The organism is Pseudomonas donghuensis (genome assembly GCF_000696345.2).
GTDB classification, from domain to species: Bacteria; Pseudomonadota; Gammaproteobacteria; order Pseudomonadales; family Pseudomonadaceae; genus Aquipseudomonas; species Aquipseudomonas donghuensis.
Window position 1 is genome coordinate 2,041,625 of record NZ_CP071706.1, and the last position, 24,123, is coordinate 2,065,747.

Consider the following 24,123-nt stretch of genomic DNA (forward strand, 5'->3'; position numbering starts at 1 on the left):
GGGGCGCTGCAGGGCGCTCCGGTCAGTGACCGGAGCGCGGGCCTCAATGATTGAGGTAGACGGTCAGGGTCTGGCCCGGCTTGAGGGCGTGGCCGCTGCGTGGATTCCAGCGCTTGAGGTGCTGCATCTCGACGTTGAAGCGCTTGGCCACCAGGTACAGCGAGTCGCCTTTGCGCACCTTGTACTGGGTGGATTTTTTCTGGTTCTTTGCGCCAGCCGGCTGGGTGCTCTGCATCGCCAGGGTCTGGCCGGTCTTCAGGCGTTGGCCGGAGAGCTTGTTCCAGCGCTGCAGGTCTTTGACGCTGACCTTGTTGGCCTTGGCGATGCTGGCCAGGTTGTCGCCACGCTTGACCCGGTAGCGGCTGTTGCGGGTCGTGCTGGTGCGCGGTGCGGCTTCGGCCATGGCAGCTTCGAACACGGCTTTTTTCGGCTGCAGGGTCAGCAGCTCTTCAGGCTTCATGTTCGACAGCGAGGCGGTCAGCAGCTGTGCCTTGGCGGTCGGCACCAGCAACTGCTGCGGGCCGTCGACAGTCATGCGCTTCTTGAAGGCCGGGTTGAGCTGGAACAGCTCGTCTTCGTCGATTTCGGCCAGGGCGGCGACACGTGACAGATCGAGGCGGTCCTTGATCGCGACCGCTTCGAAGTACGGTTCGTTGGCAATCGGGTTAAGGTTGACGCCATAGGCCTGCGGTGTCATCACCACCTGCGACAGGGCCAGCAGCTTGGGCACGTAGTCGCGGGTTTCCTGCGGCAGCGGCAGGTTCCAGTAGTCAGTCGGCAGGCCGAGCTTCTCGTTGCGCTCGATGGCGCGGCTGACGGTGCCTTCGCCGGCGTTGTAGGCCGCCAGGGCCAGCAGCCAGTCGCCGTTGAACATGTCGTGCAGACGGGTCAGGTAGTCCAGCGCGGCGTTGGTCGAGGCGGTGATGTCGCGGCGGCCATCGTAGAAACGGGTCTGGCGCAGGTTGAAGTAACGCCCGGTGGAGGGGATGAACTGCCACAGGCCTACCGCATGGGCCCGTGAATAGGCCATCGGGTTGTAGGCGCTTTCGATCGCTGGCAGCAGGGCCAGCTCCAGCGGCATGTTGCGCTCTTCGAGGCGTTCGACGATGTAATGGATGTACAGGCTGCCGCGGTCGCCGGCGTTTTCCAGGAACGAGGGGTTGCTGGCAAACCACAGGCGTTGCTGTTCGATGCGTGGGTTGACTGCAACGCCGTCCTGCAGCACGAAGCCCTGGCGCATGCGTTCCCAGACGTCCTGAGGCGCTTGCTCCACCGGTTTGACCGGTACGATCAGCGGTTTCTGCTTGGCCCGAGCCTGGTAGTTGTGCGCGCGAACGCTGTCGGATTCGTCGACTTGACGGGTGCTCTGGCAGCCCACAAGGGTGGCGGCCAGGGCCAGCGCACTGGCTTGGGCCAGGCGCGTCAGGGCGACGGAATTGAAGGTTCTGCGGCTAGTGGACGACATTGGCTGGGACAAAGTTCCGGGCAAAAATGTCGGGGGATTCTAGAAAGCGGCCCCTCAACGGTCAACCTTTCAGAACTTTCCGTCACCAACAGCGGCTGTTTAGAACCGATCTTTCCAAGCGCGCAACCCAGCAAAAACAGCACTTGGCGTGGGGTTTATCGGGCCATTCCGTTCGTCTAGTTTTTCTTTAACGGATGTTACGGAGGTCCGCAGAAAGGGGTTGGTGAGCTTTTCCAGGGCCAGGGTTGAAGGCAACGTGATGCGATCTTGTGATCTTAGCTCGGTAACGTCGGCGAAGCGTTGGGCAATGTGCGGGTTTTCAGGCTCGACGGCCTGGGCGAAGCGCAGGTTGCTCAAGGTATATTCGTGGGTGCAGTACACCAGGGTTTCGGCGGGCAGGGCGGCCAGGCGCTGCAGGGAATGGTGCATTTGCTCCGGTGTGCCTTCGAACAGGCGCCCGCATCCAGCGGCGAACAAGGTATCGCCACAGAACAGCACGGGCGTGGCTGTTTGCTGGCAATAATAGGCAATGTGTCCCAGGGTGTGTCCGGGGACGGCGATGACCTGGAAATCTAGGCCCAGAACGCGCACGCTGGCGTTGTCGTCCAGGGCCTGGTCACGACCGGGAATGCGTTCCTGGGCGGGGCCGTAGACGGTCGCGCCGGTCCGCGCCTTGAGCTGCTCGACGCCACCGACATGGTCGTGATGGTGGTGGGTGATGAGGATATCGCTCAGGTGCCAGCCGGGATGGCGTTCAAGCCAGGCCAGTACCGGTGCCGCATCGCCCGGATCGACCACCGCGCACCGCTGGCTGGCAGAATCTTGTAACAACCAGATGTAGTTATCGTTGAAAGCGGGCAGGGCATCGATCTGTATCATGGTGCGATTCGCCAAACGGTGGACATGGGTGCATCTTAGTAGCTATGTGCGCTGTCGAGAACCTTCAAGGGAGACTGCAATGACCGATCAAGCCTTCGCCCAGGCCGATCCGCAGTGGCTGGAGCTGATCAGCCAGGCCCGCGACTGGTTCGCCGGCCCCCTCGGGCAACTCATGCTCAAGGAGGAACAACGCCTGCTCGAAGAGGAGCTGGGGCGTTACTTCGGTGGTTACCTGGTGCACTACGGCCCCTGCGCCGAAGCGCCGCCCAAAGCCCCGCAGGTGCAGCGCAACGTGCGCTTGGGCGCGCCGCTGCCGGGGGTCGAGATCGTCTGCGAAGAACAGGCCTGGCCACTGAGCGAGCACGCCGCCGACGTTGTGGTGCTGCAGCACGGCCTGGACTTCAGCCTGTCGCCCCATGGCCTGTTGCGCGAGGCCGCCAGCAGTGTGCGTCCGGGCGGCCATCTGCTGATCGTCGGTATCAACCCCTGGAGCAGTTGGGGCATGCGTCGGGTGTTTGCCCATGATGCCCTGCGCAAGGCGCGCTGCATTTCCCCCTCAAGGGTCGGCGACTGGCTCAACCTGCTGGGCTTCGCGCTGGAGAAACGCCGCTTCGGGTGCTATCGTCCGCCGCTCGCATCCCCCGCCTGGCAACAGCGCCTGGCCGGCTGGGAGCGGGTTGCCGGTGGCTGGCAGAGTGGCGGTGGCGGCGTCTACCTGCTGGTGGCGCGCAAGATGGTGGTGGGGTTGCGACCCCTGCGTCTGGAGCGCCGCGAACCGATGGGCAAGCTGCTGCCGCTGCCGATGGCCAAGGTCAACCGGCGCCATTCCGAACCCTGAGTTCCGGGCCCCAAGGGCACGGGGTCAAATCATTGATGAAAAGGCTGTAAATGAGCGATAGCGTCGAGATATTTACCGATGGCGCCTGCAAGGGTAACCCTGGCCCGGGTGGCTGGGGTGTGCTGATGGTCTGCAAGGGCGTCGAGAAGGAACTGTGGGGCGGCGAGCGCGACACCACCAATAACCGCATGGAATTGATGGCCGCGATCAAGGGCCTGGAAGCGCTCAAGCGTGAATGCGAAGTGCTGCTGGTGACCGACTCCCAGTACGTGATGAAAGGCATCACCGAGTGGATGGTCAACTGGAAGAAGCGTGGCTGGAAGACCGCCTCCAAAGAGCCGGTGAAGAACGCCGACCTCTGGCAATTGCTCGATGAGCAGGTGGGCCGGCACAAGGTCACCTGGAAGTGGGTGCGCGGGCACGTCGGCCATCATGGCAACGAACGCGCCGACCAGTTGGCCAACCGCGGCGTTGACGAGGTCCGTAGTCTGCGTTGAGCACAGCGGCCGCCACTCACCCTTGAGCTGAGGTAGAATGGCCGGCTTTTCACCAGACTGTACGCGGCAGGAGACCCCCGGCGTGGAGATTCAGAACAACAGGTCGGTCGTCCTCGACACCGAAACCACCGGCATGCCGGTCACCGACGGCCACCGAATCATCGAGATCGGCGGTGTCGAGCTGATGGGCCGACGCTTGACCGGGCGACACTTCCACGTCTACCTGCAACCGGACCGCGAGAGCGATGAAGGCGCCATCGGCGTCCACGGCATCACCGATTCCTTCCTGCTCGACAAGCCGCGTTTCGCCGAGGTCGCCGATGAATTCTTCGAGTTCATCCAGGGCGCCCAGCTGATCATCCACAACGCAGCGTTCGACGTTGGCTTCATCAACAACGAGTTCGCCTTGCTCGGTCAGCGCGACCGCGCCGATATCACCCAGCACTGCACCATTCTCGACACCCTGATGCTGGCCCGATCCCGGCATCCGGGCCAGCGCAACAGCCTTGATGCCCTGTGCAAGCGCTACGGCGTCGACAACTCCGGCCGTGAGCTGCACGGCGCGCTGCTCGACTCGGAGCTGCTGGCCGACGTCTACCTGAACATGACCGGTGGCCAGACCAGCCTGTCGCTGGCCGGGCACGGTGCCGACGGCGAGGAGGAGGGGCAAGACAACCGCGCCAGCGAGATCCGCCGCCTGCCCGCCAGCCGACAGCCAGGGCGGATCATCCGCGCCAGCGAGCAAGAGCTCGAGCTGCACATGGCTCGCCTGGAGGCGATTGCCAAGTCCGCCGGTGGCCCGGCACTGTGGCAGCAGCTGGCCGACGCAAACTGAGGCAATTTGCCGCGCAGAGGCGCTGGCGACCTTCTACCCTGAGTTGACGCAGCTGTCACTCGGAGGAAGCGCCCGCCCATGTACAAGGACCTCAAGTTTCCCGTCCTGATCGTGCATCGCGACATCAAGGCCGATACGGTCGCCGGCGAGCGTGTCCGCGGTATTGCCCAGGAGCTGGCCCAGGACGGTCTCACCATCCTGCCGGCGATCGACTACGCCGAAGCTCGTCTGGTCGCCTCGACCCACCATGGCCTTGCCTGCATGCTGGTTGCCGCCGAAGGCGCAGGCGAAAACACCCATTTGCTGCAGAACATGGTCGATCTGATTCGCCTGGCCCGGGTGCGTGCCCCGCACTTGCCGATCTTCGCCCTTGGCGAGCAGGTGACGCTGGAAAACGCCCCCGCCGATGTGATGAGCGAGCTGAACCAGCTGCGCGGCATTCTTTACCTGTTCGAAGACACCGTGCCGTTTCTCGCCCGGCAAGTGGCACGGGCGGCGCACAGCTACCTGGATGGACTGCTGCCACCGTTCTTCAAGGCCCTGGTGCAACACACCGCGCAATCGAATTATTCATGGCATACGCCCGGTCATGGCGGTGGCGTGGCCTACCGCAAAAGTCCGGTCGGCCAGGCCTTCCATCAGTTCTTCGGGGAAAATACCCTGCGTTCGGATTTGTCGGTGTCGGTGCCCGAGCTCGGTTCGCTGCTCGACCACACCGGCCCCCTGGCCGCCGCCGAGGCCCGCGCGGCAAAAAACTTTGGCGCTGACCATACCTTCTTCGTGATCAACGGTACCTCGACGGCCAACAAGATCGTCTGGCATTCGATGGTCGGCCGTGATGACCTGGTGCTGGTCGACCGCAACTGTCACAAATCGGTGGTGCACGCGATCATCATGACCGGGGCCATCCCCTTGTACCTGTGCCCGGAGCGCAACGAGCTGGGCATCATCGGGCCAATCCCGCTGAGTGAATTCAGCCCGGCGTCGATCCACGCCAAGATTCAGGCCAACCCCCTGGCCCGGGGCCGGCCGGCCAAGGTCAAGCTGGCGGTGGTGACCAACTCCACCTACGACGGGCTGTGCTACAACGCCGAACTGATCAAGCAGGAACTGGGCAACAGTGTCGAGGTGCTGCATTTTGACGAGGCCTGGTACGCCTACGCGGCGTTCCACGAATTCTTCCGCGGGCGTTACGCCATGGGTACTTCGCGCAGTGCCGGCAGCCCGCTGGTGTTCAGCACCCATTCCACCCATAAGCTGTTGGCAGCCTTCAGCCAGGCGTCGATGATTCATGTGCAGGACGGTGGCGCCCGGCAGCTGGACCGCGACCGCTTCAACGAAGCCTTCATGATGCATATCTCCACCTCGCCGCAGTACAGCATCCTTGCCTCGCTGGATGTGTCTTCGGCGATGATGGAAGGCCCGGCCGGGCGCTCCCTGCTACAGGAAATGTTTGACGAGGCGCTGAGCTTTCGCCGGGCCATGGCCAAACTGCGCGAGCATATGGACAAGGACGACTGGTGGTTCAGCATCTGGCAGCCGCCGCTGGAGGAGAGCGTACGCCGGGTAGCGACCGAGGACTGGCTGTTGCAGCCGCAGGCCGACTGGCATGGCTTTGGCGATGTCAGTGATGATTACGTGCTGCTCGACCCGATCAAGGTCACCCTGGTGATGCCGGGGCTCAGCGCCGGCGGAGCCTTGAGCGAGCACGGCATTCCAGCGGCAGTGGTCAGCAAGTTTCTCTGGGAGCGCGGCCTGGTGGTGGAGAAGACCGGGTTGTATACCTTTCTGGTGCTGTTCTCGATGGGCATCACCAAGGGCAAATGGAGCACGCTGCTGACCGAGTTGCTCGAGTTCAAGCGCAACTACGACGCCAATACCAGCCTGGTCGAAAGCCTGCCGTGCATCGCTCAGCTCGATCCGCTGCGCTATCAGGGCCTGGGCCTGCGGGACCTGTGCGACCAACTGCACGCCTGCTACCGCAGCAATGCCATCGCCAAGCAGCTCAAGCGCCTGTTTACCCGCTTGCCGGAAGTGGTGATCAAACCCGCCGATGCCTATGACCGGATGGTGCGCGGGGAGGTCGAGGCGGTGCCGATCGGGCAGTTGCTCGGGCGCATCGCCGCAGTCATGCTGGTGCCCTATCCGCCGGGAATTCCGTTGATCATGCCGGGGGAGCGGTTTACCGAGGCGACCCGCTCGATCATCGATTACCTGGCGTTTGCCGCCGCCTTCGACAGCGGCTTTCCCGGCTTTGTCGCCGATGTGCATGGGTTGCAGCACGAAACGACTGCGCAGGGGCGGATCTATACCGTCGATTGCATCAAGGTGTGAGCACGGTCAGGGAATGCGGATGATTTCCACGCCGCTTTGCACCAGCTCGAAGCGATCCTCACCCAGATGATTGACCCGGTCGCCGATTGCCAGCTTATAGGTGGTAACCGGCAGGGCTGCGCCACTACCGTCGGCCTGCAGGGTGGCTTCCTGGAACTCATGAACGGGATAGATGCGGCCCTCTGCGTCCCGTGCATGAAACTGTCCGACCAGTACTGCTGTCATTTACCGTGCAACCTCTGAAGAAATAGGGATCTGTCAGGCATAGACCACTGTTTTGCCTGGTAAGTTTTGCCCGAACGGAAAAAAACTTCAGACCCGGGCGGGATCATCTATACCTACAACTCCCTTTCTTCTTCACGTCAGGAAATTGCCATGAGCCAGGTGTATTCAGTCGCCGTCGTCGTCGGCAGCTTGCGCAAGGAGTCCCTCAACCGCAAGGTCGCCCGTGCGCTGGCGGAGCTCGCGCCGTCCAACCTCAAACTGCACAGTGTCGAAATCGGCGAGCTGGCCTTGTACAACGAGGATATCGATGCCAATCCGCCCCAGGCCTACAAGACCTTTCGCGAGCAGATTCGCAGCAGTGATGCGGTACTGTTCGTCACCCCGGAATACAACCGATCGGTGCCGGGGGTGTTGAAGAACGCCATCGATGTGGGCTCGCGGCCCTATGGCCAGAGCGCCTGGAACGGCAAGCCGGGGGCGGTGATCAGTGTGTCGCCCGGTGCGGTGGGCGGCTTCGGCGCCAACCATCATCTGCGCCAGTCGCTGGTGTTCCTCGATGTGCCGTGCATGCAGCAGCCGGAGGCGTATATCGCAGGGGCGGCAACGCTGTTCGATGAGCACGGCAAACTGTCGGAGAAGACCCGGCCGTTCTTGCAGGCCTTTATCGACAAATTTGCCGTGTGGGTCGAGCGGCATCAGAAGTGAGGCAGCTAATCGCGATGCAAGCCCGCTCCTGCCTGTAGGAGCGGGCTTGCACCGCGAGGGTGGTTTTACACCGCCTGCGGCATCTCGCCTCGTGCCAGGCGCTTGTTGATATCAGCAATCACTTGCGGCAACTCGTTGATGGTGTCGATCAGGTAGTGCGGGCGCGAGCTTTCGAACAGGGCATGAATGCGCTTGCGTTCGCGTTCGAGCGTGTCCGAGGCCAGAGCGCGGTAGCCTTCGTAAGTCAGGCCCAGAGCGTTGCCCGAGCACACCAGCGCTACCGTCCACATGCCGGCACGACGACCTTCGAGGATGCCTGGCACGGTGTCGTCGACCTTGACACAGGCGGCGACGTCATCGATCCCCAGGGCAATCACGTTGGCCAAGGCCTGGGCCGGCCACGGGCGGCCGTTCGGGGTTTCGTCGGTGGCCACCACGTAATCGGCCACATAACCGTTCTGCGCCGCCAACGCCACCACCTTGTCCATCACCACTTTCGGGTAGCCCGAGCACGAGCCGATCTTCAGGCCGTCCTGGCGCAGCCCGGCCAGGGTGTCGAGGGCACCGGGAATCAGTGCCGAGTGCACGGCGATCTTCTCGATCTGCAGCGGCATGAAGCGTTCATAAATGGCGGTGACGTCGGCATCGCTCGGGGTGCGGCCAAACACCTTGCGATAGCGCTCGGCGATTTGCGGCTGGTCGCACAAGGTGCGGATGTGGTCCCACTTGCCCATGCCCATCGGGCCACGGGCTTCCTCAATGGACACTTCGACGTCGAACTCGGCGAAGGCCTCGACGAAGATCTGCGTCGGGGCGAAGGAGCCAAAGTCGACCACGGTACCGGCCCAGTCGAGAATCGCGGCTTGCAGGTGGGTCGGATTGCTGTAGTTCATGTTCAGGGTTCCTTGAGCGGGTGGTGGCGCTGGTCAGGTAAAAGGAATTCGTGGTGTCAGATGTCCAGCACTTCCATTTCCTGCAGGACGTGGGCGATGGCATTGACCGCAGCCTGCATGCCCTGCGGACCGACGCAGCCGATGCAACCGACGCGGAAGGTCTCGACCTGGGTCAGCTTGCCTGGGTAAAGGATGAAGCCCTTGGCCTTGACCCGCTCGTAGAAGTCCTTGAACTGGTAGCGCGGATCCTGCGGGGCATGGAAGGTGACAATGATCGGCGCCTGGATCTCAGCCGGCAGGAAGCTGCGCAAGCCGATCGCGGCCATGCCGTCGAGCAGCGTCTTGCAGTTGCTGGCATAGCGTTGATGGCGGGCGGGCAGGCCGCCTTCTTCGGTGTATTGCAGCAAGGCCTCGTGCAGCGCCGCTACCACGTGGGTGGGCGGGGTGAAGCGCCATTGGCCGGTCTTGGCCATGTAGGCATGCTGGTCCTGCAGGTCCATGGCCAGCGACGGCGAGTTGCCTTCGGCGGCGGCCAGCGACTGTTTGTTGGCAAACACGAAGCCCATCCCGGGCACACCTTCCAGGCATTTGCCCGACGCGGCGATCAAGGCGTCGAACGGCACGTGGCGGGCATCGATCGGCAAGGCGCCGAACGAGCTCATGGCGTCGATGATCAGACGCTTGCCGTGGCGGGCGATGACCTCGGCGATCTGCGCCAGTGGGTTGAGAATGCCAGTGCTGGTTTCGCAGTGAATCAGCGCCACGTGGGTAATGCTGCTGTCGGCGGCCAGCAGGCGATCGACGTCGGCGGCGGTGGTCGGCTGGTCTTCGGCGGTTTCGAAAGTGCTGCAGGCACGCCCCAGGACCTTGCAGATCTTCGCCAGGCGTTGGCCGTAGGCGCCGTTGATCAGCACCAGGACCTTGCCATCGCGAGGCACCAGGGTGCCTATGGCGGCCTCCACGGCAAAGGTGCCGCTGCCTTGCAGGGGCACGCAGTGGTGGCTGTCGGCGCCGTTGACGATGGCCAGCAGTTGCTCGCAGAGGCTGGCGGTCAGCTGGTTGAAGTCGCGGTCCCATGAGCCCCAGTCGACCATCATCGCTTGGCGGGTGCGGGCTGAGGTGGTCAGGGGGCCGGGGGTCAGCAGGATAGGGGCGTTACTCATTCCGGTAATCCTCACAAGCGGTGGGCTGAATCTATGGGGCCTAAGTTGCAATTCCGTGAGCTATCAATCAAATTGTTTGTTGTTATGCCAGCCATAAGTCAGGCCGATAAATATGAACCTGTTCCAGCTCCGCGCTTTCGACGCCGTGGCCCGTGAGGGCAGTTTTACCCGCGCCGCCAACCGCCTGTTCATCAGCCAGCCAGCGGTGACCGGGCATATCAAAGCCCTGGAGGAGCATTACCAGATCACCTTGCTGCGTCGCACCGCCCGGCGGGTCGAGCTGACCGAGGAAGGCATTCGCCTGGCGGCGATTACCCGCGCCATGTTCGGTTTGGCCGAAGAAGCGCAGGTGATGCTTGAGGCCAACCGGCAGTTGCTCACCGGGCGCCTGGAAGTGGCGGCCGATGGCCCGCACCGGGTCATGCCGATGCTGGCGCAGTTGCGTGAGGCTTACCCGGGCATCACCGTCAACCTGCGCCTGGGCAACGCCCAGGAAACCCTGGCAGCGCTGCTCTGCGAGCATGCCGATGTGGCGGTCCTGACCGAAGTCGAACCGCGCAAGGGCCTGTACCTGCAAAGCCTCGGTGATTCACGGATCTGCGCTTTGCTACCGGCCGGGCACGTTTGGGCGGGCAGTACAGGTGAGCTGCAGTTGAGGGAACTGGACGCACAGATCATGGTGCTGCGCGAACCCAGCTCGATCACCCGCCGCACGTTCGATCAGGCCTGCAGTGAGGCCGGTGTTCAGCCGCGGGTCCTGCTGGAGCTCGATAGCCGTGAAGCAGTGACTGAAGCCGTGGCTGCGCAGCTTGGCATCGGCATCGTGTCTTCGGCGGAAATCAGCCATGACCCGCGGGTGGTGGCACGGCCCATCGCCGGATCGGGGCTGGTCAACCAGCACATGATCGGCTGCTTGCAGCGGCGCCGCGAACTGCGCCTGATCCAGGCTTTTCTCAACCTGGCTCCGGTACGCTGAGCCAGGGCTGGTTTTTTCCCGGCAGGCTCCTAAGATGGCGATCAAATAACACAGGCAAGGCGAAATACTGCTGATGACGGAGAAAGACACCATCTCCATGCAACTGGTGCGTGAAGCGCTGCTGCAGAGTTATGCCCCGGGTGCAACCAGCCAGGCCTTGCTCGGCCGCGTGGGGATCGATCCCGGGCAACTGCACGAAGCTGACGCACGGGTGCCGGCCAGTGCCTACGCGCAGCTCTGGCGCTTGCTCGCTCGCCGTTGCCACGATGAATTCTTTTGCATGGACCCGCGCGGCCTGCGCACCGGCAGCCTGGCCTTCCTGTGCCGTTCTTCCATGGCCCAGCCAACCCTGGGCGCCGCGCTGGAGAGCGCCCTGGCGTTTCTCGGGCTGATGCTCGAGCACCTGCAGCCGGTCCTGGTACGCCAGCAGAGCCTGGCGGAAATCGTCGTCGGCGAGCCGCTGGATGAGCCGCGCCGGGCCTTCACTTATTTCACTTTCTGGATGATTGTCCATGGGGTTGCCTGCTGGCTGGCCGGGCGGCGCATTCCGATCCTGGCCATCGAGCTGCGTTGCGCTGAACCGCCATTTTGCGATGACTACCGGGTAATGTTTTCGGAGAACCTGCAGTTCGGCCGCCCGCGTACGCGGATGATCTTCGCGGCCGATTGCCTGGACCTGCCGCTCAAACGTACGCCGGAAGAGTTGCAGCGCTTTCTGGCCGAGGCGCCGGCCAACATTCTGGTCAAGTACCGTGACCCGGCCAGCCTCGCGCGACGGATCAAGGAAACGCTGCGCCAGCTACCCGCCGGCGAGTGGCCGGAAACCGAAACCCAGGCCCAGCAGCTGTGCATATCGGCCTCGACCCTGCGTCGCCGTCTGGCCGAAGAAGGCACGACCTATCAGGGCCTCAAGGACAGTGTGCGCAAAGAGCTGTCGATTGCCTGGCTGGCAGAGGCGCAGGTGAGCTTCGCCGAGATTGCCGAGCGTCTGGGGTTCGCTGACAGCAGCTCATTCTACAAGGCGTTTCGCAAATGGTATGGCTGCAACCCCGGCCACTATCGGACGCTGATCGGGCAGGGTGAAACCCATCCACCGGCGCGATGATCGCGGCTGCGGCAACGTCGGCAAACGGTCCACGCAATCCTTGAGGCCAAACCAGTCATCCAGATTGACAGCTTTGGCCATTGTCCCGTAACGGCTCTGGCGCGACTATCTTCAGATCAATCGTTTTATTCCAACAATAAAAAACGAGGAGTCTGGCGATGCGTGATTACCGTGCCGCGGCGCAAGGATTCAACTACCCGCAAACCGCTGCGGCCGCCCTGCAAGGCAGCCTTGAAGCGCTCAATGCCTGCGTCGAATGCTGCGACCGGCATGTTGGCGGCAATCGTATTGCACTGAACTGCGAAGGCCGCGAGGGTAGCAGCGCCCAGTACAGCTTCGAGCAACTGCAGCAATCTGCTGCGCGCCTGGCCAATGTGCTCAGGGCCCAGGGTGTAGGCGCCGGCGACCGGGTTGCCGGCTTGATGCCGCGTACGGTCGAGTTGCTGATCACCGTGTTGGCCACCTGGCGCCTGGGCGCAGTCTACCAACCGCTGTTCACTGCTTTTGGCCCCAAGGCTATCGAGCACCGGCTGGAACAGTCCGGGGCCAAGGTGGTGGTCACCGAGCCACTCAATCGCAGCAAGCTCGACGAGGTCCATGACTGCCCGACGATCATCTGTGTTGGTGCCGCCGACGACGCCAGCGATATCGACTTTCACACGGCGCTGGCAGCAGCCGATGATCATTGCCCGCCGGTGCTGCTCGGTGCAGATGCGCCGTTCCTGCTGATGTTCACCTCCGGCACTACCGGCCCGGCCAAGCCGCTGGAAGTGCCGCTGCGGGCGATCGTTGCCTTCCAGGGCTACATGCGTGACGCCATCGACCTGCGCCCTGAGGACAATTTCTGGAACCTCGCCGATCCGGGCTGGGCCTACGGGCTTTACTACGCGGTGACCGGGCCCCTGGCGCTGGGGCACGCCACGACCTTTTTCGATGGGCCGTTCAGTGTCGAAAGCACCTGCCGGGTCATCAACAAGTACGCCATCAGCAACCTGGCAGGCTCGCCCACCGCCTATCGCCTGCTGATCGCTGCCGGCCGCGCGTTCAGCACGCCGATCAAGGGCCGCTTGCGGGTGGTCAGCAGCGCCGGCGAGCCGCTCAACCCGGAAGTGATCCGCTGGTTTGCCGATGAGTTGCGGGTGACCATCCACGACCATTACGGGCAGACCGAGCTGGGCATGGTGCTGTGCAACCACCATGGCCTGGAGCACCCGGTGCACCTGGGCTCGGCCGGCTTCGCCATTCCCGGCCACCGCATCGTCGTGCTCGATGAGCAGCACCGTGAACTGCCGGCAGGGCAACCGGGGATTCTCGCCGTGGATCGCGAGCAGTCGCCGCTGTGCTGGTTTAACGGCTACCACGGTTTGCCGACCAAGGCCTTCGTCGGCAAGTACTACTTGAGCGGCGACACCGTCGAGCTCAATAGCGATGGCAGCATCAGCTTTGTCGGTCGCAGTGACGACGTGATCACCACCTCCGGCTACCGGGTCGGCCCGTTCGATGTCGAGAGCGCGCTGATCGAACACCCGGCGGTGATCGAGGCCGCGGTGGTCGGCAAGCCCGACCCGGAACGTACCGAGCTGATCAAGGCCTTCGTGGTGCTGGCCAGCGGCACACAGCCCTGCGAGGAACTGGCCGAGGCGCTGAAACAGCATGTCCGCCAGCGCCTGTACGCCCACGCCTATCCACGGGAAATCGAATTCGTCAGCGAACTGCCCAAGACCCCGAGCGGCAAGCTGCAGCGTTTCATCCTGCGTAACCAGGAAATTGCCAAACAACAAGCCGCGCAGGCTTCGACCGTCAGCGCCTGAGGAACGACCATCATGCAGATTGCCAACAAGAACTTCATCGTCAGCGGCGCAGCCTCCGGCCTGGGCGCCGCCACCGCACAGATGCTCATCGAGGCCGGAGCCCAGGTGATGCTGGTCGACCTCAATGCCGAGGCGGTCGCTGCCAAGGCCCAGGCGCTGGGCACCAAGGCACGCTTTGCAGTTGCCGATATCAGTCAGGAGGCCGCCGCCAAGGCCGCGGTCGATGCCGCCGTTGCCGCCTTCGGCAGTCTCCATGGCCTGATCAATTGCGCCGGTATCGTTGGCGCCGAAAAGGTTCTGGGCAAGAACGGCCCCCATGGCCTGGACAGCTTCAGCCGGGTGATCAACGTCAACCTGATCGGCAGCTTCAACCTCTTGCGCCTGGCCGCTGCGGCCATGGCCGAAGGCGAGGCGGGCGCCGACGGTGAGCGCGGGGTGATCATCAATACCGCGTCGATCGCCGCTTATGACGGCCAGATCGGCCAGGCCGCCTACGCCGCCTCCAAGGGTGCGATCGCCAGCCTGACCTTGCCCGCCGCCCGTGAACTGGCACGCTTCGGCATCCGTGTGATGACCATCGCCCCGGGCATTTTCGAAACCCCGATGATGGCCGGCATGACCCAGGAAGTACGCGACTCGCTGGCCGCCGGAGTACCGTTCCCGCCACGCTTGGGCCGCCCGCAGGAATACGCCGCGCTGGCCCGCCACATCATTGAAAACAGCATGCTCAACGGTGAGGTGATCCGTCTCGACGGCGCCTTGCGCATGGCTGCCAAATAATTTTCGGAGTATTCAATCATGACCCTTGCCAATGATCCGATTGTAATCGTCAGCGCCGTGCGCACGCCCATGGGCGGCCTGCAGGGCGACCTGAAAAGCCTGACCGCACCGCAGCTGGGTGCTGCGGCCATTCGTGCCGCTGTCGAGCGTGCCGGGGTAGCCCCCGACAGCGTCGAGCAGGTGCTGTTCGGCTGCGTGCTGCCGGCAGGCCTGGGCCAGGCCCCGGCGCGCCAGGCGGCGCTGGGCGCTGGGCTGAACAAGGCCACCACCTGCACCACCCTGAACAAGATGTGCGGCTCGGGCATGCAGGCGGCGATCATGGCCCACGACCTGCTGCTGGCCGGCAGCGCCGATGTGGTTGTGGCCGGCGGCATGGAGAGCATGTCCAATGCCCCTTACCTGCTGGACAAGGCCCGCAGCGGTTACCGCATGGGCCACGGCAAGATCATCGACCACATGTTCTTCGACGGCCTGGAAGATGCCTACGACAAGGGCCGGTTGATGGGCACCTTTGCCGAGGACTGCGCCCAGAGCAATGGATTTACCCGTGAGCAGCAGGACGATTTCGCCATCGCCTCGCTGACCCGCGCCCAGCAGGCTATCAAGGACGGCAGCTTTGCCAGCGAGATCGTTCCGGTCGAAGTGACCGAGGGCAAGACCCAGCGCCTGATCAGCGACGACGAGCAGCCGCCCAAGGCGCGCCTGGACAAGATCCCGCAGCTCAAGCCGGCCTTTCGCGACGGCGGCTCGGTGACCGCGGCAAACTCCAGCTCGATCTCCGACGGTGCTGCGGCGCTGGTGCTGATGCGTCGTTCCCAGGCACAGAAGCAAGGCTTGAAGCCGCTGGCGGTGATCCATGGTCACGCGGCATTTGCCGACACCCCGGCGTTGTTCCCCAGCGCACCGATCGGTGCTATCGACAAGCTGGTCAAACGCACCGGCTGGAGCCTGGCCGAGGTCGACCTGTTCGAAATCAACGAAGCCTTCGCCGTGGTCACCCTGGCGGCGATGAAGCACCTGGACCTGCCGCACGACAAGGTCAACGTCCATGGCGGCGCGTGCGCCCTGGGCCACCCGATCGGTGCTTCGGGCGCACGCATCCTTGTCACCTTGCTCGCGGCCCTGCGCCAGAAAGGCCTGCATCGCGGGATTGCCGCCATCTGCATCGGCGGCGGTGAAGCCACGGCCATGGCCGTCGAGTGTCTGTACTGAGGTGCACCATGCTAATCAATGACGAACAACAGCAAATCAGCGATGCGGTGCGCCAGTTTGCCCAGGAGCGCCTGCGGCCATTCGCCGAGCAGTGGGACCGCGAACACCGCTTTCCCAAGGAGGCCATCCAGGAGATGGCCGAGCTGGGCCTGTTTGGCATGCTGGTGCCGGAGCAGTGGGGCGGCAGCGACACCGGTTATGTCGCCTATGCCATGGCCCTGGAAGAAATCGCCGCCGGCGACGGCGCTTGCTCGACCATCATGAGCGTGCATAACTCGGTGGGCTGCGTACCGATCCTCAAGTTCGGCAATGAGCAACAGAAGCAGCAGTTCCTCACGCCGCTTGCCAGTGGCGCGATGCTCGGTGCCTTCGCCCTGACCGAGCCGCAGGCCGGCTCCGATGCCAGCAGCCTGAAGACCCGCGCCCGCCGAGATGGCGATCACTACGTGCTCAACGGCTGCAAGCAGTTCATCACCTCCGGGCAGAACGCCGGGGTGGTGATCGTGTTTGCCGTGACTGACCCCGAGGCCGGTAAACGCGGCATCAGTGCCTTTATCGTGCCCACCGACTCAGCGGGTTACCAAGTGGCGCGAGTCGAGGACAAACTCGGCCAGCACGCCTCCGACACCTGCCAGATCGTCTTTGACAACGTGCGCGTGCCGGTGGCCAACCGCTTGGGCGAGGAGGGCGAAGGCTACAAGATCGCCCTGGCCAACCTTGAAGGTGGCCGTATCGGCATCGCTTCGCAATCGGTGGGCATGGCCCGTGCCGCCTTCGAGGTGGCCCGTGACTATGCCCGCGAGCGCGAGAGCTTCGGCAAACCGTTGATCGAGCACCAGGCCGTGGCCTTCCGCCTGGCCGACATGGCCACCCGCGTTGCCGTGGCCCGGCAGATGGTCCTGCATGCCGCGGCGCTGCGCGATGCCGGGCGTCCGGCCCTGGTCGAAGCGTCGATGGCCAAGCTGTTCGCCTCGGAAATGGCCGAAAAGGTCTGTTCGGATGCCTTGCAGACCCTCGGCGGTTATGGCTATCTGAGCGACTTTCCGCTGGAGCGCATCTACCGCGATGTGCGGGTCTGCCAGATCTATGAAGGCACCAGCGACATTCAGCGCATGGTCATTGCGCGCAATCTTTGAAGGGAGCAGCTTGCATGTCATTTGAAACCATTCTGTTGGACATCCACGGCAAGGTCGGCCTGATCACCCTCAACCGCCCTCAGGCGCTCAATGCCCTGAACGCGCAGATCGTCGGCGAGATCAACCAGGCCCTGGACCAGCTCGAGGCCGACCCGAACATCGGTTGCGTGGTGCTGACCGGCTCCGCCAAGGCGTTCGCAGCTGGCGCCGACATCAAGGAAATGGCCGACCTGCGCTACCCGCAGATCTACGTCGATGACCTGTTCAGCGACGCTGATCGCATCGCCAACCGGCGCAAGCCGATCATCGCCGCTGTGTCGGGTTTTGCCCTGGGCGGCGGTTGTGAACTGGCGATGATGTGCGACTTCATCCTTGCCGCCGATAACGCCAAGTTCGGCCAGCCGGAAATCAATCTCGGTGTGCTGCCAGGCATGGGCGGCACCCAGCGCCTGACCCGTGCGGTGGGCAAGGCCAAGGCCATGGAGCTGTGTCTGAGCGGCCGCCTGATGGGCGCCGAGGAAGCCGAGCGCGCTGGCCTGGTCGCACGGGTAGTACCGCAGGCCGAGTTGCTGGAGGAAGCGCTGAAAGTGGCCGCGACCATCGCTAGCAAGTCGATCCCGATGACCATGATGGTCAAGGAAAGCGTCAACCGTGCCTTTGAGGTCAACCTGGCCGAGGGCGTGCGTTTCGAGCGCCGGGTGTTCCATGCGGCCTTCGCCACCGAAGACCAGAAGGAAGGCATGGCCGCGTTTATCGCCAAGCGTGAGGCGCAGTTCAAGGATCGTTGAAATGGATCGGGCGCTGCTGCCAGCGCCCGGTTTTCTACCGTCACTCCTTGAAAAACCATTGTCGAGCCGCCGCCAGGCTTATCGGCCCGCGGTGCACCACCTTGTTGCCTTCGACGAACTGCCCGCGGTCATAGCGCTGACTGGCAAGCTTCAGGTGCGCGGCCTTGAAGTCGTCGACCGGGGTGTTCTCGGCCGCGTAGTGAAAGTGCGCATACCACAAGGGTTTGTTGGCGTGCAGCACCACGTACTCATCCAGGTACTCCTGTGCCCAGCCCCGGGTACTGGCCAGCGGCTTGCGCTTGACCAGCCGCTTGAGTTTCACCTGGCCCTTGCCCAGCAGGTACTCCAGCTCGCGCATGCTCGGTGCTTGCGTCAGGGCCGCCTCTATCCTCAGTTGCTCGCCGGTGTGCAACAGTTCGCCAGCGACTTCATCCAGCTGTTTGATCTGCAGGGCTGCATCCGTGTTGCCAGCCGCCTGATCGGTCTGGTTGTCGCGGGTCAGGGTTCGCTCGATGGCCTGGCGCTGCGCAGTCAGCGCCAGCCGGCGGCGATCGGCTATTTCCTCGATTTCGATTGGCAGGTAGGTGCTTCTGCCCTGGTTCTTAAGGCGCTGGATATCTTGCCTAGCGAGTGCGGCAAGGCGCATGCCTTCACGCAGCAGGGCACTCAGATCGGCGTCTGTGACCTGTGGAGGTAGCGCTTGCTCGGGGGATATGGGCTCCCAGGTCCCAGTAAGCGGATCTTCACGGTAGGACGCACGGATACTGTCGTCCTGTGGGTTGTGGATGTCGACGATACCTTCACTGTCGCGTCGCTGTTGCCCTAGCAGCACGCCCTCGTCACGGGTTTCGATCAGCCCTGGCACTTGTCGGTGCAACTGACGCAGGCTGCTGCGCTCAAGCAGCGGCTGCGGGTATTCGTCGAGGTCGGCGCGGGTCTCCTTGAGCATCAAGGTCAAGTCGGTTTCGAGCCTGGACACCAGGCTGTCGGCGGCCTGCTGACCGGGCACCAGGTTTTTCAGATTGCCCAGTTGGCGCAGCGCCGTGCTGAAGTGGCGCTGGATATTGTCCAGTACGCGGGCATGAACCTCTGCCTGCTCACGGCTCAAGGCCTGCAGGTTCATGCGCTGCAGCATGCCCTGCTCGATATTGCGCCAGCTGTGCTCGAGCCAGTAATCGCTTTCGCTGGCATCCTCGCCTGCCTCCACCAGCCTCAAGCGGTTGCTCAGCACCTCGCTGCGCAGGGTGTACCAGTACAGCCGCGACGCAGGACCGACGGCAGGTTCGTTGAGGCTCAGTTCCATCATCTGGATAGTGGGTTGACGGATGCTGGACAGCTTGTGCAGTTGCTCGCGGGTAGCGCTCAGGGTCTCGGTATGGCTGATCAGTTTGCCGAGCAGGAGCTCGATCTGGTCGAGCAGATCGACCTGCATTGAATGTTTGCTTGAGCCTGGCTCAGGCAAGACTCCGTCGGTTTCCCTGACCGACTGGACAAAGCGCTGGCGCAACGGTTTGTACAGTTTGCCCAGGGTCGAAAGCATGGACAGCTGGCAACGTGCTCGTTCAAACAGGGCTTTTGCCTGCAGTGTCTTGTACTGATTGAGGGGGCGTTTTTCATTGCGTTCACGCAGCGTCTCTCGGTGTCGCTCGAAGTCCTGGGGCAACGTTTCCATCTTGCCCAGATAGCCTTGCAGGATGCGCGGGTCGGTGTCGTCAGTGAGCTGCCGGGCAAATGCCTGCAGACGTTGCTGGCTGGCCAGTGCCTCGGCTTGCTGCGTGCGTAATGTCTGATCCAGGTTGTCGATCGACTGCTCCAGGTCAGCGGACTTGAGGCGATTGCGCAGGGGCTGCCCGCCGCGCAGGCGCAAGCGCAGATCGAGTGTCCAGCGCAGGGCCTCATCTCTTCTCAGCCAGGGCCCGGCGATAATGCGCGGTTGGTCGATGGCGGCATCGAATTGCACTGGATAGGCGCGAGCGCCCTGGGCGAAATAGAGTTGTTCGTTGTGCAGGTACAGGCCCTGCAGCGTCCCGTCCGCGATGGGGGAGCCGAGCGTACTGGGTGATAGCGGGCTGGCCAGGCTTTCAAGGTGGGTTTTCTGCTGGGCTGTAAGCCGGTGGTCAGGACGCGCCCAGCTGAAGTTCAGCTCGGCCTGCGGTGCGGGTAGCGTCTGAGCGGTGGGTGTTCTTGCTGGCACAGAGGCGTGGGTGGGCGGCGTGGGCGCTTCTGGGCGGATGCCCAGCCTGCGGGTGGCGTGCACGAACAGGACCATGGCGATATTGATCAGCAGGTCGGCGAACGCCTGGCGATGCGCTGCCGGGCTGTCCTTTTCATCACTCTCGAGCAGGCGCTTGGCACTGTCGAGCACCTGGATCATCCAGGTGACCTTGGCCACGGTGCCTTCGAACAACGGCAGCAAAGTGTTGAACATCAGCCAACCCAGTTGCTTCCAGGCGTTCCAGCGCGATTGCGCGGTGCTGGTTGAGTGGCGCTTGGCCCGTTCGACCAGTTCTTCGGCACTGGCCTGGTAGATCAGCTCGCGTAGCGACCCTTGTGCCGGAGCCGTACCCAGGCTGGCCGGTGCAGGCGTCTGCAACTGTTCGAACTCGGCACCAGGGACGAAGCGGTGAATGTGTGGCTCATGCAGGCCGCCATTGGCATAGATCGGACGGGTTTGTTCAGGCAGGCGATCGAGCAGGTCATCCTGCAACGGGCCGCTGCTGGCAAGCGCGTCGAACAGGGCAGTCCGGTCGCGAAACTCCAGCAGCGCTTCGGTATGCAACGGACGATACAGCAAACAAGGGCCTTGCCTGACATCGCCAGGTTCGATCAGCCATGCATTGAGTGGCGTATCGGCAGTAGCGCCACTTGCACGCAGCAGGGTCAGGGGCCTGAGTACGAAGCCCCCTGGCGCTGACTGGCCAAACAGGGCGTCTACCGCCTGGCAGGCCGCCAGGCTGATGCGTTTATCGCGCAGATACAGCTCCAGTGCCAATAGCGGCAACTGGGTCTTGAGCTGCGCACTGAACAGCGTCCGCCGCGTCTTCGACTGATCGGGGTCGTCGAGCAATTGCCGTTGCAAGGTCTGCGGATATTGCCCACCAATGTCCAGTTCACCTACCAGAGTGCGCACATAGGCTTCATTCATCCAGTCGGGCAGGTCGGCACCGCTGAGCAAATGCAGGCTCACAGTGCCTGCGGCCAGCAGGCCCAGATTGTCGATGGCCAGTTGTGCGAGGGAAAAATTGACGACCTTGATTACGCCGTCGGTGATCACACTGTCGTGCCCGGCGCTGGCGCTGGCGATGACCTGATGATTAGTGACTATCACGTCGCTGGCCTTGAACCCGGCAGCAGGGTGATCGTGCTCGATCCTCGCGTCCAGGGCCTTGCAGGCGAAGGCCTCGGCGGTGTCGATGCCGTCACGCCAGGTTTTGCCGGCGGCCGCTTTGTGTGATTGGGCCTGATTGATCAGCAAGGTGCTGTAGCGGATGGCCAGCTCGTTGTCGAGTAGCCATGCCGGCAATAGTGAAGCGATCTTGTTCTGACGTTCCAGCTCTTGAGCCGTGCACAGGTCCAGCATCGAGGTCGAGCGGTCGATGATGGCGTTGAGCGCTGCCGCTTGCTCAGGCGTTCTCGATGCCTGGGCGATGACCTCGATCAAACGCAATTGTTGCTTGAGAAAACCGACGGCCTGGGCTTCGAATGCCGAGGTTGTCGGCTCGCGGAATCGAGCCTGGGGAGGTATGGATAACAACGACCTTGGCCAGTGCCGGGTGAGCATGTCGAGAAAACCCTGGGTGGAATCGAAGGGCGCCAGGGCGCCTACCAGGGTAAACAGCATCGCCACCTGGGCCTTGGGTGGGTCGGGAAAGTCTTCGACCAGCAAGGCACTGGACAGATCGGCATCAATGAGCTGGGCCGAGGTCAGGTCGACCGTTATCTGCTGGACGCTCAAGCCCTGCAGGTTGTCAAAGCGGCTGCGTTGCTGCGGTGTTGGAAAGGCCGGCACGATGCTGGCGATAGCCGCTTGCGCCGGGGTCAGCCGGCCAGCGTTGAGGCCGACAACGATCGCATCCTTCATCAGCTTTTGCAGGTAAGCGGCGTACCAGCCCCAGGGCGTTTCGCCATGTGCGTCACTCTGGCTCCAGAATTCGACCAGTGCCTGCAGGAACGCCTCGACGATCAAAGGACCACAGTCATTGACCAGCAGTTCAACGGTATGCAGGTCCACCTCAAGGTGTGCATCGGCACCTTGTTGAGGGTAGCGGCTGAGATAGTCTTCCCCGTCATTCAGGTTCAAGGTGCTGCCCAGGCAATATCGCTCGATCAGCACTTGAGGCAACTGGCGGATAAGAACATGAGGTTCGGTGTGGCTGATCAGATAGAGCGTCAGCGGATTGTGCTGCAGTGGCAGTTGCCGTTGGGCCCAGTGCTCAAGCAGGATCTGGCCGGCGATTTCGAGCAGGGCGGGACGCTTGACGAAGCGCTTGGCGACCGCGCAGCTCAAGGTCGCCTGTTCGGCTATGGACTGATGGAGGGAAGGGACGGTCATCTGGCGAGGCTTCCAAAAAAGAAGGGAGGCCACATAAGACGATTGCGCCCGCATGAGCAGGCGGTAGCCGGTTACCACCCAGGCGTTACTACCAATTGACGAGACGGCACCTGCCAAGGACCGATTCGCGCCTGCCATGCGGCTGCTTACCATCGGCTCAACTGCCTGTCATGCCGACAGGCCCGCACCGCACATGAGGCCCCCCATGATCTACGCGCCCCCTGGCTCACCTGATGCCCTGATCAGTTTCAAGGCTGTCTACGGCAACTACATCGGCGGCGAATTCGTGGCCCCGTTGACGGGCCAGTACTTCAGCAACAGCTCGCCGGTCAATGGCCAGGCCATTGCCGAGTTCCCGCGCTCCGCGGCCGCTGACATCGACCTGGCCCTGGATGCCGCCCACGGCGCGGCGCCAGCCTGGGGACGCACATCGGTGCAGGAGCGCTCGCGGATCCTGTTGAAGATCGCCGATCGCATCGAACAGCACCTTGAAGTGCTGGCCCTGAGCGAAACCTGGGACAACGGCAAGGCCATCCGCGAAACCCTGAATGCCGACGTGCCACTGGCTGCCGATCACTTTCGTTACTTCGCCGGCTGCATCCGCGCCCAGGAAGGCAGCGCCGCCGAGATCAACGAGCACACTGTCGCTTATCACTTCCATGAGCCGCTCGGCGTGGTCGGGCAGATCATCCCCTGGAACTTCCCGTTGCTGATGGCCGCCTGGAAACTCGCCCCGGCCCTGGCCGCAGGCAACTGCGTGGTGCTCAAGCCGGCCGAGCAGACGCCGCTGTCGATTACCGTGTTCGCTGAACTGATCGGTGATCTGTTGCCCGCTGGCGTGCTCAACATCGTCCACGGCTTTGGCCGCGAAGCCGGTGAAGCCCTGGCCACCAGCAAGCGTATCGCCAAGATTGCTTTCACCGGCTCTACCCCGGTGGGCTCGCACATCATGAAATGCGCTGCCGAGAACATCATCCCCTCGACGGTGGAACTGGGCGGCAAGTCGCCGAACATCTTCTTCGAAGACATCATGCAGGCCGAGCCCGCGTTCATCGAAAAAGCCGCCGAAGGCCTGGTGCTGGCGTTCTTCAATCAGGGCGAAGTGTGTACCTGCCCGTCGCGGGCGTTGATCCAGGAGTCGATCTACGAGCCGTTCATGGCCCAGGTTCTGAAAAAGATCAGCCAGATCAAGCGCGGCAACCCGCTGGACACCGAGACCATGGTCGGCGCCCAGGCATCCGAGCAGCAATACGACAAGATCCTCTCCTACCTGCAGATCGCCCGCGAAGAGGGCGCCCAGGTGCTGGCCGGTGGTGACTGTGAACGCCTGGGGGGCGACCTTGCCAGCGGCTATTACATCCAGCCGACCCTGCTCAAGGGCCACAACCAGATGCGCGTGTTCCAGGAAGAAATCTTCGGCCCGGTGGTCGGCGTGACCACCTTCAAGGACGAAGCCGAAGCCCTGGCGATTGCCAACGATACCGAGTTCGGGCTTGGCGCCGGGGTCTGGACCCGTGACATCAACCGCGCCTACCGCATGGGCCGCGGCATTCAGGCCGGGCGGGTGTGGACCAACTGCTACCACCTGTACCCGGCCCACGCCGCGTTCGGTGGCTACAAGAAATCCGGGGTCGGCCGCGAGACCCACAAAATGATGCTCGATCACTACCAGCAGACCAAGAACCTGCTGGTGAGTTACGACGTCAATCCGCTGGGGTTCTTCTGAAGGCCCGGATAACCTGAAAGAAACGGTTCCAAAGTAGCATTCGACCCGCACCGGCAACGGTGTATTAATAGGCGCACCGCAATCCTGTGGTGCCAGAAGAGGATGGACCTATGTGGAAAAAGCCTGCGTTCACTGATCTGCGTATCGGTTTTGAAGTGACCATGTACTTCGCCAATCGCTGATCCCTCTTGCGCCGGTCGCTG

The 24,123-nt window shown here is 63.1% G+C and carries 20 protein-coding genes; 14 read left to right on the forward strand and 6 right to left on the reverse strand.

Going from position 1 to position 24,123, the window contains the following annotated elements; all coding sequences use genetic code 11:
• Positions 1 to 43: 43 nt before the first annotated feature.
• Entirely contained in the window at positions 44 to 1,465 is a 1,422-nt protein-coding gene (locus tag BV82_RS09345; protein ID WP_036994433.1) for a transglycosylase SLT domain-containing protein, read from the reverse strand.
• Positions 1,466 to 1,564: 99 nt separating this feature from the next.
• On the reverse strand, positions 1,565 to 2,344 hold the full coding sequence (gene gloB / locus BV82_RS09350; RefSeq protein ID WP_010224352.1) for a hydroxyacylglutathione hydrolase: 780 nt from the start codon (positions 2,342 to 2,344) through the stop codon (positions 1,565 to 1,567).
• Between the two features lie 79 nt (positions 2,345 to 2,423).
• Here gloB and BV82_RS09355 point away from each other — a divergent pair, with 79 nt between their 5' ends.
• The 4 genes from BV82_RS09355 (at position 2,424) to BV82_RS09370 (ending at position 6,848) form a co-directional block, all read left to right on the forward strand.
• Positions 2,424 to 3,182, forward strand: coding sequence for a class I SAM-dependent methyltransferase (locus BV82_RS09355; protein ID WP_036994434.1), 759 nt, complete (start codon positions 2,424 to 2,426; stop codon positions 3,180 to 3,182).
• Positions 3,183 to 3,232: 50 nt separating this feature from the next.
• The gene (rnhA, locus tag BV82_RS09360; protein WP_010224348.1) at positions 3,233 to 3,679 is read left to right on the forward strand and encodes a ribonuclease HI; all 447 of its coding nucleotides are present in this window, start codon (positions 3,233 to 3,235) and stop codon (positions 3,677 to 3,679) included.
• A 37-nt stretch (positions 3,680 to 3,716) separates the two neighbouring features.
• Positions 3,717 to 4,514: a DNA polymerase III subunit epsilon gene (gene dnaQ, locus BV82_RS09365; RefSeq protein WP_081492822.1), complete on the forward strand. Its 798-nt coding sequence runs from the start codon at positions 3,717 to 3,719 to the stop codon at positions 4,512 to 4,514.
• Positions 4,515 to 4,592: 78 nt separating this feature from the next.
• Positions 4,593 to 6,848 (forward strand): Orn/Lys/Arg family decarboxylase, encoded by a 2,256-nt coding sequence (locus tag BV82_RS09370; RefSeq protein ID WP_036994435.1) that lies wholly within the window; start codon positions 4,593 to 4,595, stop codon positions 6,846 to 6,848.
• A gap of 6 nt (positions 6,849 to 6,854) precedes the next feature.
• Here the strand turns inward: BV82_RS09370 and BV82_RS09375 are convergent, their stop codons facing one another.
• On the reverse strand, positions 6,855 to 7,073 hold the full coding sequence (locus BV82_RS09375) for a hypothetical protein (protein WP_010224343.1): 219 nt from the start codon (positions 7,071 to 7,073) through the stop codon (positions 6,855 to 6,857).
• 150 nt (positions 7,074 to 7,223) lie between these two features.
• On the opposite strand from BV82_RS09375, the gene BV82_RS09380 reads away from it, so the two are divergent.
• Positions 7,224 to 7,778: an NADPH-dependent FMN reductase gene (locus tag BV82_RS09380; RefSeq protein WP_010224342.1), complete on the forward strand. Its 555-nt coding sequence runs from the start codon at positions 7,224 to 7,226 to the stop codon at positions 7,776 to 7,778.
• A 65-nt stretch (positions 7,779 to 7,843) separates the two neighbouring features.
• Here the strand turns inward: BV82_RS09380 and phnX are convergent, their stop codons facing one another.
• The gene (gene phnX, locus BV82_RS09385) at positions 7,844 to 8,671 is read right to left on the reverse strand and encodes a phosphonoacetaldehyde hydrolase (protein WP_036994436.1); all 828 of its coding nucleotides are present in this window, start codon (positions 8,669 to 8,671) and stop codon (positions 7,844 to 7,846) included.
• 56 nt (positions 8,672 to 8,727) lie between these two features.
• A complete protein-coding gene (locus tag BV82_RS09390; protein ID WP_036994438.1) occupies positions 8,728 to 9,834 on the reverse strand; it encodes a 2-aminoethylphosphonate--pyruvate transaminase in 1,107 nt (368 codons plus the stop codon).
• Positions 9,835 to 9,946: 112 nt separating this feature from the next.
• Between BV82_RS09390 and BV82_RS09395 the strand changes: the two genes are divergently transcribed.
• The 7 genes from BV82_RS09395 (at position 9,947) to BV82_RS09425 (ending at position 17,642) form a co-directional block, all read left to right on the forward strand.
• Positions 9,947 to 10,810: a LysR substrate-binding domain-containing protein gene (locus BV82_RS09395; protein ID WP_036994439.1), complete on the forward strand. Its 864-nt coding sequence runs from the start codon at positions 9,947 to 9,949 to the stop codon at positions 10,808 to 10,810.
• A 73-nt stretch (positions 10,811 to 10,883) separates the two neighbouring features.
• Positions 10,884 to 11,915 (forward strand): AraC family transcriptional regulator, encoded by a 1,032-nt coding sequence (locus BV82_RS09400; RefSeq protein WP_036994440.1) that lies wholly within the window; start codon positions 10,884 to 10,886, stop codon positions 11,913 to 11,915.
• A gap of 158 nt (positions 11,916 to 12,073) precedes the next feature.
• Positions 12,074 to 13,726: an AMP-binding protein gene (locus tag BV82_RS09405; RefSeq protein ID WP_010224332.1), complete on the forward strand. Its 1,653-nt coding sequence runs from the start codon at positions 12,074 to 12,076 to the stop codon at positions 13,724 to 13,726.
• 12 nt (positions 13,727 to 13,738) lie between these two features.
• On the forward strand, positions 13,739 to 14,506 hold the full coding sequence (locus tag BV82_RS09410) for an SDR family NAD(P)-dependent oxidoreductase (RefSeq protein ID WP_010224330.1): 768 nt from the start codon (positions 13,739 to 13,741) through the stop codon (positions 14,504 to 14,506).
• Between the two features lie 18 nt (positions 14,507 to 14,524).
• Positions 14,525 to 15,718, forward strand: a complete 1,194-nt coding sequence (locus tag BV82_RS09415; protein WP_010224328.1) for an acetyl-CoA C-acyltransferase — start codon at positions 14,525 to 14,527, stop codon at positions 15,716 to 15,718.
• 8 nt (positions 15,719 to 15,726) lie between these two features.
• Entirely contained in the window at positions 15,727 to 16,854 is a 1,128-nt protein-coding gene (locus BV82_RS09420; protein ID WP_010224327.1) for an acyl-CoA dehydrogenase, read from the forward strand.
• Positions 16,855 to 16,868: 14 nt separating this feature from the next.
• Positions 16,869 to 17,642 (forward strand): enoyl-CoA hydratase, encoded by a 774-nt coding sequence (locus BV82_RS09425; protein ID WP_010224326.1) that lies wholly within the window; start codon positions 16,869 to 16,871, stop codon positions 17,640 to 17,642.
• Positions 17,643 to 17,682: 40 nt separating this feature from the next.
• Here the strand turns inward: BV82_RS09425 and BV82_RS09430 are convergent, their stop codons facing one another.
• Complete coding sequence (locus BV82_RS09430; protein WP_036994441.1) at positions 17,683 to 22,194, reverse strand: hypothetical protein; 4,512 nt, start codon at positions 22,192 to 22,194, stop codon at positions 17,683 to 17,685.
• Positions 22,195 to 22,399: 205 nt separating this feature from the next.
• Here BV82_RS09430 and exaC point away from each other — a divergent pair, with 205 nt between their 5' ends.
• Positions 22,400 to 23,920: an acetaldehyde dehydrogenase ExaC gene (exaC, locus tag BV82_RS09435; protein ID WP_036994442.1), complete on the forward strand. Its 1,521-nt coding sequence runs from the start codon at positions 22,400 to 22,402 to the stop codon at positions 23,918 to 23,920.
• A gap of 110 nt (positions 23,921 to 24,030) precedes the next feature.
• The gene (gene pqqA / locus BV82_RS09440) at positions 24,031 to 24,102 is read left to right on the forward strand and encodes a pyrroloquinoline quinone precursor peptide PqqA (RefSeq protein ID WP_009394664.1); all 72 of its coding nucleotides are present in this window, start codon (positions 24,031 to 24,033) and stop codon (positions 24,100 to 24,102) included.
• Positions 24,103 to 24,123: the final 21 nt, after the last annotated feature.

Excerpts from the sequence above, each read along its gene's own strand:
- phnX (WP_036994436.1), bottom strand. The coding sequence starts at position 8,671 with ATGAACTACAGCAATCCGACCCACCTGCAAGCCGCGATTCTCGACTGG.
- BV82_RS09430 (WP_036994441.1), bottom strand. The coding sequence starts at position 22,194 with ATGACCGTCCCTTCCCTCCATCAGTCCATAGCCGAACAGGCGACCTTG.
- BV82_RS09405 (WP_010224332.1), top strand. The coding sequence starts at position 12,074 with ATGCGTGATTACCGTGCCGCGGCGCAAGGATTCAACTACCCGCAAACC.
- BV82_RS09390 (WP_036994438.1), bottom strand. The coding sequence starts at position 9,834 with ATGAGTAACGCCCCTATCCTGCTGACCCCCGGCCCCCTGACCACCTCA.
- BV82_RS09425 (WP_010224326.1), top strand. The coding sequence starts at position 16,869 with ATGTCATTTGAAACCATTCTGTTGGACATCCACGGCAAGGTCGGCCTG.
- BV82_RS09380 (WP_010224342.1), top strand. The coding sequence starts at position 7,224 with ATGAGCCAGGTGTATTCAGTCGCCGTCGTCGTCGGCAGCTTGCGCAAG.
- BV82_RS09370 (WP_036994435.1), top strand. The coding sequence starts at position 4,593 with ATGTACAAGGACCTCAAGTTTCCCGTCCTGATCGTGCATCGCGACATC.
- BV82_RS09345 (WP_036994433.1), bottom strand. The coding sequence starts at position 1,465 with ATGTCGTCCACTAGCCGCAGAACCTTCAATTCCGTCGCCCTGACGCGC.
- BV82_RS09410 (WP_010224330.1), top strand. The coding sequence starts at position 13,739 with ATGCAGATTGCCAACAAGAACTTCATCGTCAGCGGCGCAGCCTCCGGC.
- BV82_RS09420 (WP_010224327.1), top strand. The coding sequence starts at position 15,727 with ATGCTAATCAATGACGAACAACAGCAAATCAGCGATGCGGTGCGCCAG.
- BV82_RS09415 (WP_010224328.1), top strand. The coding sequence starts at position 14,525 with ATGACCCTTGCCAATGATCCGATTGTAATCGTCAGCGCCGTGCGCACG.
- exaC (WP_036994442.1), top strand. The coding sequence starts at position 22,400 with ATGATCTACGCGCCCCCTGGCTCACCTGATGCCCTGATCAGTTTCAAG.
- BV82_RS09375 (WP_010224343.1), bottom strand. The coding sequence starts at position 7,073 with ATGACAGCAGTACTGGTCGGACAGTTTCATGCACGGGACGCAGAGGGC.
- BV82_RS09400 (WP_036994440.1), top strand. The coding sequence starts at position 10,884 with ATGACGGAGAAAGACACCATCTCCATGCAACTGGTGCGTGAAGCGCTG.
- BV82_RS09355 (WP_036994434.1), top strand. The coding sequence starts at position 2,424 with ATGACCGATCAAGCCTTCGCCCAGGCCGATCCGCAGTGGCTGGAGCTG.
- rnhA (WP_010224348.1), top strand. The coding sequence starts at position 3,233 with ATGAGCGATAGCGTCGAGATATTTACCGATGGCGCCTGCAAGGGTAAC.
- dnaQ (WP_081492822.1), top strand. The coding sequence starts at position 3,717 with ATGGCCGGCTTTTCACCAGACTGTACGCGGCAGGAGACCCCCGGCGTG.
- gloB (WP_010224352.1), bottom strand. The coding sequence starts at position 2,344 with ATGATACAGATCGATGCCCTGCCCGCTTTCAACGATAACTACATCTGG.
- BV82_RS09395 (WP_036994439.1), top strand. The coding sequence starts at position 9,947 with ATGAACCTGTTCCAGCTCCGCGCTTTCGACGCCGTGGCCCGTGAGGGC.